The organism is Nonomuraea sp. 3-1Str (genome assembly GCF_031570565.1).
Classification (GTDB): Bacteria; Actinomycetota; Actinomycetes; order Streptosporangiales; family Streptosporangiaceae; genus Nonomuraea.
Genome location: NZ_JALHBK010000006.1, coordinates 86,587 through 99,531 on the forward strand (window position 1 = coordinate 86,587; position 12,945 = coordinate 99,531).

Genomic DNA, 12,945 nt, shown 5'->3' on the forward strand with positions numbered 1-12,945 from the left:
GATCACGTCAAGCCTCGAACCGGCCGATACCATGACCCCCGATTCGAGAGGCCGGGAATGCAAGAGGCCGGTCATGGTGATGGAGCTCTCATGGTGATGGAGAACGAGCTGCGGCACCTGCGCCGCTGTGTGGAGCTGGCCGCCGAGGCCCTGGCCGTGGGCGACGAGCCGTTCGGCTCCGTGCTCGTGTCCGGCGACGGCGAGGTGCTCGCCGAGGACCACAACCGGGTGGCCGGGGGCGACCACACGAGGCATCCGGAGTTCGAGCTGGCGCGCTGGTCGGCCGCCCACCTGACGCCGGAGGAGCGCGCCGCCGCGACCGTCTACACCTCCGGCGAGCACTGCCCCATGTGCGCCGCCGCGCACGGCTGGGTCGGGCTCGGCCGCATCGTGTACGTCGCCTCGTCGGCGCAGCTCGTGGGCTGGCTGAGCGAGCTGGGCGTGCCGGAGCCGCCGGTGCGTCCCCTGCCGGTGTCCGAGGTCGCGCCGCGGGTCGTGGTCGAGGGGCCGGTCCCGGGGCTCGACGAGGAGGTACGCGAGTTGCACCGCAGGTTCCACCGCGCCGGCTGAGCGCCTTTACAAAGTAGATCACGGGAAGGGGCAGACGTGGGCAAGGCGAAGGCGCCGGGGGGAACCCCGGCCACGGTGGCGCTGACCAAGGCCAAGGCCGAGTTCAGCCTCCATCCGTACGACCACGACCCCGCCGCCCAGGCGTACGGCGAGGAGGCCGCCGACGCGCTCGGCGTGCCGTACGAGCGGATCTTCAAGACGCTGGTGGCCGAGGTGGAGAGCGGCCTCGCGGTGGCGGTGGTGCCGGTCGCGGGCAGGCTCGACCTCAAGGCCCTGGCCTCCGCCCTCGGCGGCAAGCGCGCCGCCATGGCCGACGCGGCGAAGGTGGAGCGGGTGACCGGCTACGTCGTGGGCGGGATCAGCCCGCTCGGGCAGCGCAAGCAGCTGCCGACGGTGGTGGACTCCTCCGCGCTGGACTTCGGGACGATCTACTTCTCGGCGGGCCGGCGGGGGTTGCAGATCGAGACCGCCCCGGCCAACCTCATCGCGCTCACCCGCGCCGTGACCTCCCCGATCGCCAAGCGCTGACTTTCCTACCTCGGTACGGTCCCCGCCCCGGAGCCGGGAGCGGGCGCGGGCACCGGCGCCCCCGGAACGGCGGCCCCCGGCCTGACGGGCACGGTCCCCGTCCGCCCCGGCCGCACGGGGACGTTTCCCGTCCCGCCCGGCCGCACAGGAACGGTTCCTGTCGCGCCCGGCCGCACGGGGACGGTTCCCGACCGGCCCGGCCGGTGCGCGCGGCCGTCCGGCCTCTGCTCGCCGAGCACGTTCGTGCCGGGCGGCCACAGCAGGTGGCCGTTGCGGCGCGCCCACCGCAGCCATTGACGCTGCCTGCGGACCATGGCCCGCATCTTCTCCGCCTCCTCGGCCTCCTTCAGCCCCGGCGTGAAACCACCGCCGAAGCGTGACATGTCAGGACCGTGGAAGTCGCCGGGTGGGGTGTCGCGCAGGGCCGACTCCATCGAGTCCACCCAGATCGGCCCCGGCAGCGACGCCCCCTGGACCGACCCGTAGTACTGGCCGCCGATCTCCACATTCTGCAGCGGGAACCGGTAGGAACCCCGGATGTCCCCTACGCTGACCGCCGCCGCCAGGTCCGGCGTGTAGCCGGCGAACCAGGCCGAGGTGTAGCCGTTGTTCGTGCCCGTCTTGCCGGCGGCCGGGCGGCCGATGCCCTGCCCGGTCATCGTGCCCTTGTCGAACACGCCCTGGAGCACGTGGTTGACGGCGTCGGCCACCTTGCGGTCGAGCGCCTGCTCGCAGGTGGGCCGCACGCGGGTGCTCCGCCCGTCACGGCCGGCGATCTCCACGATGGCCTGCGGCCGGCAGTACCTGCCGCGCGCCGCGAACGCCGCGAACGCCGCCGCCACCGTCACCGGGTCCATCTCGTTGACGCCCAGCGTGAACGTCGGCACCTCGCGCAGCGGCCGGCCGTCGGCCCGGGTGATGCCGAGGGCCTTGGCGGTCCGCACCACGTTGCACAGGCCGACCTTGCGCTCCAGCATCATGTAGAAGATGTTGACCGACTTCCACGTGCCGGTGGACAGGCTGTACGGGCCGCCCTCGCCCTCCCCGCTGGCGTTGTGCACCCGCACGCCGGGCGCGTTCACGGGCCGGCCGCGGCAGTCGCGGTAGCCCTGCGACGGCACGAGCACGCCCGGCGTCTCGTAGCCCTGGTCGAAGCGCCATCCCTGCTGGAGCGCGGTCGCCAGCGTGAACGCCTTGAACGTGGAGCCGGCCTGCAGCCCCATTCCCCCGCCGTGCGCCATGTCGGCCACCAGGTTGAACGTCGTCCGCGACCCGTTCTTGCGGTCACCGGGGTTGCGGCCGAAGTCCTTGCTGGCCGCCATCGCCCGGATCCGCCCCGTGCCCGGCTCCACCATGGCCTCGGCGGCCACCTCGGTGTCCCTCGGGCTCACCCGCGCGCGGATCGCCCGCTCGGCCGCCCGCTGCGCCACCGGGTCCAGCGCCGTCCTGATCACCAGCCCGCCGGTGGCGAGCCGGGAGCGCCGCTCCGCCGCGGTGGCGCCGAACGCCACGTTGGTGAGCAGCTCCCGCTGGACGTACAGGCAGTAGAACGGGTAGGCGCTCTGCGCGCAGCCGCCGGGCTCGGGCCGCAGCTGGATGTCGAGCGGGGTCGCCTTGGCGGCGGCGGCCGCCCGCGCGTCCACCATGTGCAGCTCGGCCATCCGGTCGAGCACGAGGTCGCGCCGCTCCTTCAGCCGCGCCCGCTGCGCCGCGCCGATCGACGGGTCGGTGGAGTACGGCATGCGGACCGCGCCGGCCAGCGTGGCCGCCTGCGTCAGGGTGAGGTCCGCGGCCGTGGTGGAGAAGAACCGCCTGGCCGCCGCCTCCACGCCGTGCGCGCCGGCGCCGAAGTAGGCGATGTTCAGGTACCTCTCCAGGATCTGGTCCTTGCTGTACTTCTGCTCCATCGCCAGCGCCAGGCGCAGCTCGGTGATCTTGCGGCTGAGGTTGGGCGCCCGCGCCCGGTCGCGCTCGTCGTCCGTCCTGGCGCTCTCGACCAGGATGTTCTTCACGAGCTGCTGGGTGAGCGAGGAGCCGCCCTGCCGGATGCCGCCCGCCTGGGTGTTGGTGAGCAGCGCCCGGAGCGTGCCGCGCACGTCCAGGCCGCCGTGCTCGTAGAAGCGGGCGTCCTCGATCGCGACGATGGCCTGGCGCATCACGGGGGCCACCCGGGAGAGCGGCACCGCCCGCCGGTTGGCCTGGTAGAACTGCGCGAACGGCTTGCCGTTGCGGTCCAGCAGCCGGGTCACCTGGGACAGCGGCTCCTCGCGCGGCGCCGGCGGCAGGTCCACGAACGTGTGCGCGACGCTCTTGGCGGCGAGCCCCGCACCGCTGACGGCGGGGGCGACCAGGGAGGCGGCCAGCACCCCGCAGAGCGCTCCCACGAGCCCCAGCGCGCTCACGCATCGCAACACTCTCACGCACACGATCTGCGGCGACCGGCTCCTCGGCAAACCCGGGGAGCCGACACCTTTACTGTTCGCGGCGGATGTTCAGACCCAGCGACACGAACTGCTCGAACGGCTTGTGGTAACCGCGCACGATGTGGTGCACGCCGCGCAACGTGGACGTCCCGTCGGCCACGGCCGCGGCCAGCACCGCGGAGAAGCCCGCCCGGATGTCGGGCAGCGTCACGTCGGCGCCCGTGAGCTTGGACACGCCGCGCACGACCGCCGAGTGCCGGGCGTTGGTGTCGTGGTAGCGGCAGGCGGGGCCGCCGAGGCACTGGTCGAACACCTCGATCTCGCAGCCCATCCGCTGCAGCGCCGGCACGTACACCAGGCGGTTCTCGAAGACCGTCTCGTGCAGCACCGACATGCCCTGACTCTGCGTGAACAGCACCATGAGCGGCGTCTGCCAGTCGGTCATGAAGCCCGGATGGGTGTCGGTCTGCACGGCCGCCGAGCGCAGCCCCTCGGGCGGCGCGGTGGCGCACAGGTACTCGTCGTTGATGTCGAAGCGGGCGCCCATCCGGGCGAGCGTGGTGATCGCCGTGACCAGCCGGTCCTGCGGGCAGCCGTGCACCCGCACCTCTCCCCCGGTGATCAGCCCCGCCGCCAGGTACGAGAACGCCTCGATGCGGTCGCCGGCCAGCCAGATCGACGCGCCGCGCAGCCGCTCGACGCCCTCGATGACGATCCGGCGGTCCGGCGAGAGCTCGATCCGGGCGCCCATCCGCTGCAGGAACAGGGCCAGCTCGACGACCTCCGGCTCCATGGCGGCGTTCTTCACCACGGTCTTGCCCTCGGCCAGCACGGCCGACATGAGGATCGTCTCGGTGGCGCCCACGCTCGGGTACGGCAGCTCCAGGCGGGTGCCGCGCAGCCGCTTGGCCTTGGCGAAGATGCCGCCGTCGCCCACCTCGACCTCGGCGCCCATCGCGCGCAGCGCCTCGACGTGGAAGTTGACCGGCCGCCGCCCGATGGGGTCGCCGCCGACCAGCGGCACGAACGCCTCGCCGGCCAGGTGCAGCAGCGGGCCGAGCATGAGGATCGGGATGCGGTTCAGCCCGGTGAACGCGTCCGGCACGCGCGGCCGGATCTCGGCGCCCGGCGCGACGCGGATCTCCTTCTCGGTGATCTCCACATGGATGCCGAGGGACTCCAGCATGGCCGCGGTGATGCCGACCTCGCCCACCTCCGGGGCGTTCTGGATCGTGCTCTCACCGTCGCCCAGCATGGCGGCGACCATGTGCTTGGAGACCGCGTTCTTGGAGCCGCGCACCTCCACGTCCCCGCGCAGCGGGCCGGAAGGATCGATCAGCCAGACCTCGTCATGATTCACGAAGCGAGCCTAACCGGGAGATACCATCAACCTGGTCCGGTGATCCGGTTCAGGAGCCCGAGTTTCGGGAGCCCGAATCTCGGGAGCACGGCTTTCGCGAGCACGGCTGAGGGGGAATCGCGTGGCGAGGCAAGTGCGGGCGTTCGCGGTCACCGTCCTCGCCCTCGCCGGGCTCGCCGTGCTCGCCGGGCTGCTGTGGTCGGCGCTCTCCCCGCGCGCCCCGTACGAGGTGACGAGGCAGGGGCCGATCCTGGCCGACCCGGCCACGCAGGCGCTGATCGCCGCCGACGGCTGGTTCGCGGTCGTCACGGGCGGGCTGGGAGTGCTCTGCGGCGCGGCCGGTTGGTTCCTCAGCCGCCGCGTCCAGCTTCCCGTGCTGCTCGCGCTGTGCGCCGGCGGGGTGCTGGCGGCGTTCGTGACGTTGTGGGTGGGCTCGACCTTCACGCTCGGAGCGGTGACCGTGGAGGCCGCCGCCGTGCCGGGGGCGCAGGTGGTCGCCGGGTCGCTCCGGCTGACCGCCAGGGGCGTGCTGGTGGCCTGGCCGCTGTGCGCGGTGGCGATCTTCGGCCTGATGGAGGGCATGCACGGCTACCGCGAGTCGCCCCTGCGCACCCCGTACGGGCTCGGCGGCTGAGGCGGCCGCCGGCGGCGTTCACAGGGGTGGGCGGCGCAGGCCGTGCCCGGTCGCCCGCTCGAACGCGGCGGCCACGCGCAGCACCTGGGCGTCGGCGAACGGCCGCCCGACGATCTGCACGCCCACCGGCAGCCCGTTCTCGGTGAAGCCGGCCGGAACCGACGCGGCCGGCGCGTGCAGCACGCTGATCCAGTACGCCGAGCGCATCCAGGCCAGGTAGTCGGGCATCTCCACGCCGTCGATCCGCCTGACGTACGGCTCCTCGACCGGGAACGGCGGCACCTGGCTGACCGGCGCTATGAGCACGTCGTAGGTGTCGAAGAAGCCGGCCATGCGCTGGTAGAGACCGCTGCGCAGCCGCTCGGCGCGGGCCAGGTCGGCGCCGGTGACCTGCCGTCCCCGCTCGACGTTCCAGCTCGTGTTCGGGCCGAGTCCGGTCAGGTCGCCGAACGCCAGGGCGTAGTACCAGGCCCGGTACACGCGGAAGGCGTCCTCGGCGTCGGACAGGTCCAGCTCCACCCGCTCCACCCGCGCCCCCAGCCGCTCGAATACGGCGGGCGCGGTCGCCGTGACCGCCGTCGTCGCCGGGTCCACCGGCAGGCCGCCCAGGTCGGGACTCCAGGCCACCCGCAGCCCGGCGACGCCCTCCTCCGGGTCCGGGGCGAACCTCTCCATGATCGCGAACGGCGAGCGCGGGTCGAACCCGGCGATGGCCGACAGCATCAGCGTCACGTCGCCGACCGTGCGCGCCATCGGCCCCTGGACCGCCAGGGTGTACCAGGCCGCCACGTCGGAGGGTTCGGGCACCCGGCCGGGGGTGGGCCGCAGCCCCACGACGTTGCAGAACGAGGCCGGGTTGCGCAGGGAGCCGCCCATGTCGGAGCCGTCGGCGAGCGGCACCATCCCGGCGGCCAGCGCCGCCGCCGCGCCGCCGCTGCTGCCGCCCGCCGAGCGGGACAGATCGTACGGGTTGCGGGTGGCGCCGAACACCTCGTTGACCGTGTGGGAGCCGGTGCCGAACTCGGGGGTGTTGGTCTTGCCCACGGTGATCGCGCCGGCGTGCCGGAGCCGGCGCACGATCAGGTCGTCGGCGCCGGGCACGTGGCCGGCGTAGTGGGGCGAGCCGTACGTGGTGCGGATGCCGGCCGTGTCGACCAGGTCCTTGTGCGCCACCGGGACGCCGTGCAGCGGCCCCTGCGGCTCGGTCGCGTCGGCCGCCTTGGCGGCGTCCATGGCCTGCTCGGCGGCCAGGGTGACGACGGCGTTCACCCGGGGGTTGACCTGCTCGATCCGGTCGAGGCACGCCTGGAGCAGCTCGACGGCGCTCACCTGCCGGGCGCGGACCAGCCGGGCCATCTCGGCGGCGGTGAGGTAGTGCAGTTCGGTCACCCTCCGATCCTGCCCCACCCCGCCACCGGCGGACCACGGCGAGCCTCACCGACTCGCCGCCGCCGTTCTATCAGCTCCTGCCCTCCCGCCGCCCCCGGCTCGGGGCGCGGGGGGTCAGCCGCCGAGGCAGGCCGGGCCCAGCAGCTCCTTGAGCTCGCCCGTCAGGGCCGGCGACCGCGTCACCCGCAGCCGGTCCGCCACCCGCATGACCGTCGTCCTCGGACCGTCGCGCACCTGGAGGCGCACCTCGGAGGCGCCGGGGTGGGCGGCGAGGATCTCCTTCAACCGGGCCACGACCGGCGGCGTGCACCGGTCGAGCGGCAGGCTGACCAGCAGCGGGCCGCCCGCCTCCTGGGTGAGGTCGGGCGCCGTCACCTCCATGGCGACGAGCTTGGCGACGTCCTCACGCCGGTCGATGCGGCCCTTGACGAGGACGATCGCGTCCTCGGCCAGGATCGTCGAGCAGAGCCGGTGGGCCGACGGGAAGATCATGATCTCGATCGAGCCTTCGAGGTCCTCCAGCCGGGTCAGCACCCAGGTGTCGCCCCTCCTGGTGATCCTCCGCTGGAGGCCGCTGAGGATGCCGCCCACGGTGACGATCTGCCCGTCGGACCGGCTCTCGTCCTGCAGGGCGGCGATCGTGCAGTCGGCGCCGGAGGCCAGGACGTGCTCCACGCCGGACAGCGGGTGGTCCGACACGTACAGGCCGAGCATCTCCCGCTCGAACCGCAGGAGCGTGTTCTTGTCCCACTCTCCCACCGGGATCTGCACGTCGAGGGTCCGATCCTCGCCGCCGGCCGCGCCGAACAGGGGGTCCTGCCCGGCGGCCTCGTTCCTCTTGATGCCGACGATCGCGTCGACGGCCTGCTCGTGCACCATGACCAGGCCCTTGCGCACGTGCCCGAACGAGTCGAACGCGCCCGCCTTGATCAGCGACTCGATCACCCGCTTGTTGCAGACGATCGCGGGCACCTTGCGCAGGAAGTCCTTGAAGTCGGTGAAGCGGCCCTTCTCCTCGCGCGCCGCGATGATGCCGTCCACGACGTCGCCGCCGACGTTGCGCACCGCCGACAGACCGAAGCGGATGCCGGTGCCGCGCGGGGTGAAGTCGGAGTCGGAGTCGTTGACGTCCGGCGGGAACACCTTGATGCCCATGCGGCGGCACTCGTGGAGGTAGAGGGCCGACTTGTCCTTGTCGTCCTTGACGCTGGTCAGCAGCGCCGCCATGTACGCGGCCGGGTGGTTGGCCTTCAGGTAGGCGGTCCAGTAGGCGACGAGGCCGTAGCCGGCGGTGTGCGCCTTGTTGAAGGCGTAGTCGGAGAACGGCAGCAGGACGTCCCACAGGGCCTTGACGGCGGCGGCCGAGAAGCCGTCGTCCCGCATGCCCTTCTCGAAGGACTCGTACTGCCGGTCCAGCTCCGCCTTCTTCTTCTTGCCCATGGCGCGGCGCAGCAGGTCCGCGCCGCCCGGCGAGTAGCCGGCGACCTTCTGCGCGATGGCCATGACCTGCTCCTGATAGACGATCAGGCCGTAGGTCGTGTCGAGGATGTCCCTGAGCGGCTCCTCCAACTCGGGGTGGATCGGGACGATCTCCTGCACGCCGTTCTTGCGCAGCGCGTAGTTGGTGTGCGAGCCGGCGCCCATCGGGCCGGGGCGGTGGAGCGCGAGGGCGGCGGAGATGTCCTCGAAGCCGTCGGGACGCATCAGCCGCATGAGCGAGCGCATGCCGGCGCCGTCGAGCTGGAAGACGCCGAGCGTGTCGCCGCGCGCCAGCAGCTCGTACGTCCTGGCGTCGTCGAGCGGCAGGCCGAGCAGCTCGATCCGCTCGCCGGTGGTGGCCTGGACGGCCTTGAGGCAGTCGTCGATGACCGTGAGGTTGCGCAGGCCCAGGAAGTCCATCTTCAGCAGGCCGAGCGTCTCGCAGGTCGGATGGTCGAACTGCGTGACGATCGCGCCGTCGGAGTCGCGGCGCATGATCGGGATGTGGTCGGTCAGCGCCTCGGCCGACAGGATGACGCCGGCGGCGTGCACGCCGGTCTGCCGGATCAGGCCCTCCAGGCCCCTGCCGAGGTCGATCGTCGCCTTGACCTCGGCGTCCTCCTCGTAGAGCCTGCGCAGCTCGCCGGCCTCGGCGTACCGCGGGTGGTCCTTGTCGAGGATGCCCGACAGCGGGATGTCCCTGCCCATCACCGCCGGAGGGAACGCCTTGGACACGCGGTCGCCGAGCGCGTAGGGGTGGCCGAGGACGCGACCGGCGTCCTTGACGGCGGCCTTCGCCTTGATGGTGCCGAACGTGACGATCATGGCGACCTTGCCGGCGCCCCACTTCTCGGTCACGTACCGGATCACGTCGGCCCGCCGGCGCTCGTCGAAGTCGATGTCCACGTCGGGCATGGAGACGCGCTCGGGGTTGAGGAAGCGCTCGAAGATCAGGCCGTGCGGGATGGGGTCGAGGTCGGTGATGCCCAGCGCGTAGGCCACCAGGGAGCCGGCCGCCGAGCCCCGGCCGGGGCCGACGCGGATGCCGTTGCTCTTGGCCCACATGGTGACGTCGGCCACCACGAGGAAGTAGCTCGGGAAGCCCATCCGGAGGATGACGCCGAGCTCCTTCTCCGCCCGGGCGCGGTGCTCCCCGTCCACGCCGCCGGGGAAGCGGCGCTCCAGGCCCTTGCGGACCTCCTGCCGGAAGTACGCCTCCTCCGTCATCCCGTCGGGGACGGGGAAGGCCGGCATCAGGTTCTTGACCGCGAAGAACCCGGCCGGATCGACCTTCTCGGCCACCAGCAGCGTGTTGCGGCAGCCCTCGGCCCACAGCTCGGAGGAGTCGACGGCGCGCATCTCGTCGGCGGACCTGATGGAGTAGCCGCTGCCCTCGAACCGGAACCGGTCGGGGTCGGACAGGCGTTTGCCCGTCCGGACGCACAGGAGGGCGTCGTGGGACGCGGCGTCGGACGCGTAGGTGTAGTGGGAGTCGTTGGTGACCAGCGGCGGGATGTCCAGGTCGCGGCTGATGCGGGTCAGCCCGTCACGGACCCGGCGCTCGATGTCGAGGCCGTGGTCCATGATCTCCAGGAAGAAGCCGTCCTTGCCGAAGATCTCCTGGTACTTCGCGGCGGCCTTCAGCGCCTCGTCGTACTGGCCCAGCCTGAGCCTGGTCTGCACCTCGCCGGAGGGGCAGCCGGTGGTGGCCATCAGACCGCCGGCGTGCTCGGCGAGGAGCTCCGCGTCCATCCGCGGCCACCTGCGGACGAGGCCCTCGGTGTAGGCGCGCGAGCTGAGCTTCATGAGGTTGTGCAGGCCGGTCCTGTCGCGCGCCCAGATGGTCAGGTGGGTGTAGTGGCCGCCCGCGGAGACGTCGTCCTTCCTCTGGTACGGCTCGCCCCACAGGACCGGCTCCTTGCCGTGGCGCAGCTCCGGCGCCACGTAGGCCTCGATGCCGATGACCGGCTTGACGCCCGCCGCGGTCGCCTGCGTGTAGAAGTCGTGGGCGCCGTGCATGTTGCCGTGGTCGGTGATCGCGATCGCGGGCATGCCCAGCTCGCCGGCCCGCTCGAAGATCTGCTTCAGCCGCGCGGCCCCGTCGAGCATGGAGTACTCGGTGTGCACGTGCAGATGGACGAACGAGTCGCTGGACGGCATGGAGCGGCGCCTCCCGCCTGATGTTCTACGCCCCCGACCTCCATGCTCCCCGCCGACAGCCCGCCTACCCCTGCGCCAGGCTTCCGTTCGCGGCCGTGCCGCGGCGCGCGGCGCGGGTTACGCTGCTCGTGCGGGCCGGCGGAACGGGGTGCTCCGACCGATGCGTCCGGACCGGCGTGGGGGTCGTCGCGTTCGGGGAGGCCGGGCTGGAGAGGCGCAGGAACGTCCGCATCACCCGCATCGTCCCCGCCGTTCCCCTCGCCTCCATGGTCGCGGCCGCGGTCCTCGGCGCGCTGCTGGCCGTCGCGGGGCTGCCGCTCGGGGTGTACGAGCGGCTCGCCTGCGCGGCGCTCCAGGCGGGCTGTCCCGCCACGGCGCCACCGGCGGGCAGCCTGCCGCGGGCGACCCGGCTGACGGCCGTGCAGGTGGCGCTGAGCGGCTCCTACGCGGGCCTGGGCGACTCGTACTCCTCCGGCGAGGGCGTGTGTACGCCCCGGCCGAGCCCGGCGGGAACGCCGGGGACCCGGGCGGCGAGCCGGCCGGGGAGGGCGCGGCCCGCTGCCACCGCGCGCAGGGCTCGTACGTGCCGCTGGTCGCGGGCGCCCACCGCTTCGGCGGCGGCGCGGGGTTCTGGGCGTGCAGCGGCGCCACCACCGGCCAACTCCTCCGGGGCCAGTACGGGCAGCGCCCCCAGGTCGCCCGGGTGGAGCCCTCGACCAGCCTGGTGACGGTCACCATCGGCGGCAACGACGCCGGGTTCGCCCGCGTGCTGACCGCGTGCATCGTCAAGCTGCCCTGGTCGTCGGCGTGCGTGGACCAGGACGGCGAGGTGGCCCGGCGGGGTCGCCGGGCTGCGGGAGAGCCTGCTCGGGGTGCTGCGGGAGCTGCGCGTCAGAGCGCCGCGGGCCCGGATCGTCGTGCTCGGCTACCCGAGGCCGTTCCCCGCCCGCCCGGCCGACCGGGTGGAGAACCTCAGTCCCGAGGACCAGCTCTGGCTCAACGGCGTCACCCGCCGGCTGAACGACGTCATGCGGGAGGCGGCGCTGGGTCTCGACCGGGCCGTCGCCGCGTTCGGCGGGCCGGGGAGCGTGGAGTTCGTGGACGCCTACGACGCGTTCGACGGCCACGAGGCGGGCACCGCCCGGCCGTACCTCAACCGGCTCATCGTGCACGTGAAGGAGCTGCGGGTGGACGGCCGCAGCTTCCACCCGACGGGCGAGGGCTACCGGCGCCTCGCCGAGCTGGTCGACCGCCAGATCGTCACGGGCCCGGGCCGCCCGATGAACAACCTCGTCCTCACCCGGCCCTGACCCGGCCGCACCGGCCCGGCCTCGTCGCGGGCCGGGTCGTCACGGGCGGCGGCGCTCCTCGGCCAGGTGGAGGCCCGCCTCGATGACCGCGTTCATGACGGCCGCCAGCCGCTCCTCGCCCAGTCCGGGGGCGCGGCGGGCCATCCGCGCGACCAGCGACCGCTCGCGCTCCGGGTCGCGACCCGCGAAGCCGCCGACCGGCTTGAGCGTCTGCACGACGCCGGCCAGCGCGGCACGCCGCTCAAGGAGCGTCGCCAGGGCCGCGTCCACCCGGTCGATCGCCTCCCGGCACTCCGGCAGCGTGGCGGGCGCCTCAGGCCGCAGGAGCGCCCCCACGAGCGTCACCGCCTCCCTCGCGGCCCGCAACTCCTCCGCGTCCACGACACCCGGCGCGGACGGGTCCGGCGCCGCGGGGAGACCGCCCAGGACGAGCCCGTCCGCCCCCGCCGCGACCGCCGCCGCCGACAGGCCCGGCGCGCCCGTCACGTCCGCCAGCACCGGGCGCCCCGACGCCTCCCGGGCCGCCCGCAGCAGCCCCAGGTCCAGCCGGCCCCCCTCGCACAGGATCACCTCGCCGCTGCCCTCCAGCGCGCAGTAGTCGGCCAGCGCGAGCCACTCCTCCAGCGACGCCGAGGGCCGCCGCTCCACCACGACGGGCATGCCGAGGGCCGCCGCCCCGCGCACGAGGGGGATGTCGCGGGTCCAGGAGGCGCCGACCACCACGCCGTCCGCGCGCTCCGCGATGGCGGGCAGGTCGCCGGCGTCCGCCGGCTCGACCAGGGGAGCCCGGGCCTCCCGCCCCGGCGGCGCCTCTCCCCCACGGCTCCCCGGCCGTTCACCCCACTGGTCACCCTGCCGTTCTCCCCGCCATCGGGCCGCCGCGACCGCCTCCTGGAGGGACGGCGCCGGGCCGCCGGAAACGACGGGACGGGCACGCAGGCTGATCCGGCCGGCGACCACCACGGCGGGCCCGGCGCCCACGCGGGTCCCGCCCAGCGCGACCACGCGGTGCTCCAAGGTCGATGACATCTCGGCTCCTCATGCAGGGCCGGCTCGCCGGAGCCGGCGAAACGAAAAAGGCAGAGACGAGGC

General features: G+C 73.5%; 10 protein-coding genes. 5 read left to right on the forward strand and 5 right to left on the reverse strand.

The features are described 5' to 3' along the window. The first annotated feature begins 90 nt into the window (after window positions 1–90). Window positions 91–570, forward strand: a complete 480-nt coding sequence (locus MTP10_RS12570; protein ID WP_310709299.1) for a nucleoside deaminase — start codon at window positions 91–93, stop codon at window positions 568–570. A 36-nt stretch (window positions 571–606) separates the two neighbouring features. Beyond that, window positions 607–1,098 (forward strand): Cys-tRNA(Pro) deacylase, encoded by a 492-nt coding sequence (ybaK, locus tag MTP10_RS12575; RefSeq protein WP_310709300.1) that lies wholly within the window; start codon window positions 607–609, stop codon window positions 1,096–1,098. A 5-nt stretch (window positions 1,099–1,103) separates the two neighbouring features. Here ybaK and MTP10_RS12580 read toward each other — a convergent pair whose 3' ends face one another. Both MTP10_RS12580 and murA read right to left on the reverse strand, forming a co-directional pair. Further along, window positions 1,104–3,500 carry a transglycosylase domain-containing protein gene (locus MTP10_RS12580; protein WP_310709301.1) on the reverse strand — a complete coding sequence of 799 codons (2,397 nt, stop codon included), beginning with the start codon at window positions 3,498–3,500 and terminating at the stop codon, window positions 1,104–1,106. 70 nt (window positions 3,501–3,570) lie between these two features. Then, entirely contained in the window at window positions 3,571–4,881 is a 1,311-nt protein-coding gene (gene murA / locus MTP10_RS12585; RefSeq protein ID WP_310709302.1) for a UDP-N-acetylglucosamine 1-carboxyvinyltransferase, read from the reverse strand. A 121-nt stretch (window positions 4,882–5,002) separates the two neighbouring features. On the opposite strand from murA, the gene MTP10_RS12590 reads away from it, so the two are divergent. Beyond that, the gene (locus MTP10_RS12590; protein ID WP_310709303.1) at window positions 5,003–5,515 is read left to right on the forward strand and encodes a hypothetical protein; all 513 of its coding nucleotides are present in this window, start codon (window positions 5,003–5,005) and stop codon (window positions 5,513–5,515) included. An 18-nt stretch (window positions 5,516–5,533) separates the two neighbouring features. Here MTP10_RS12590 and MTP10_RS12595 read toward each other — a convergent pair whose 3' ends face one another. Next, window positions 5,534–6,904, reverse strand: a complete 1,371-nt coding sequence (locus MTP10_RS12595) for an amidase (protein ID WP_310709304.1) — start codon at window positions 6,902–6,904, stop codon at window positions 5,534–5,536. A gap of 114 nt (window positions 6,905–7,018) precedes the next feature. Further along, window positions 7,019–10,543, reverse strand: coding sequence for a DNA polymerase III subunit alpha (gene dnaE / locus MTP10_RS12600; RefSeq protein ID WP_310709305.1), 3,525 nt, complete (start codon window positions 10,541–10,543; stop codon window positions 7,019–7,021). 176 nt (window positions 10,544–10,719) lie between these two features. Here dnaE and MTP10_RS12605 point away from each other — a divergent pair, with 176 nt between their 5' ends. Next, the gene (locus MTP10_RS12605) at window positions 10,720–11,271 is read left to right on the forward strand and encodes a hypothetical protein (RefSeq protein ID WP_310709306.1); all 552 of its coding nucleotides are present in this window, start codon (window positions 10,720–10,722) and stop codon (window positions 11,269–11,271) included. 144 nt (window positions 11,272–11,415) lie between these two features. Beyond that, on the forward strand, window positions 11,416–11,853 hold the full coding sequence (locus MTP10_RS12610; RefSeq protein ID WP_310709307.1) for a hypothetical protein: 438 nt from the start codon (window positions 11,416–11,418) through the stop codon (window positions 11,851–11,853). 39 nt (window positions 11,854–11,892) lie between these two features. Here the strand turns inward: MTP10_RS12610 and MTP10_RS41945 are convergent, their stop codons facing one another. Next, window positions 11,893–12,882, reverse strand: a complete 990-nt coding sequence (locus MTP10_RS41945) for a chorismate mutase (protein WP_397334454.1) — start codon at window positions 12,880–12,882, stop codon at window positions 11,893–11,895. Window positions 12,883–12,945: the final 63 nt, after the last annotated feature.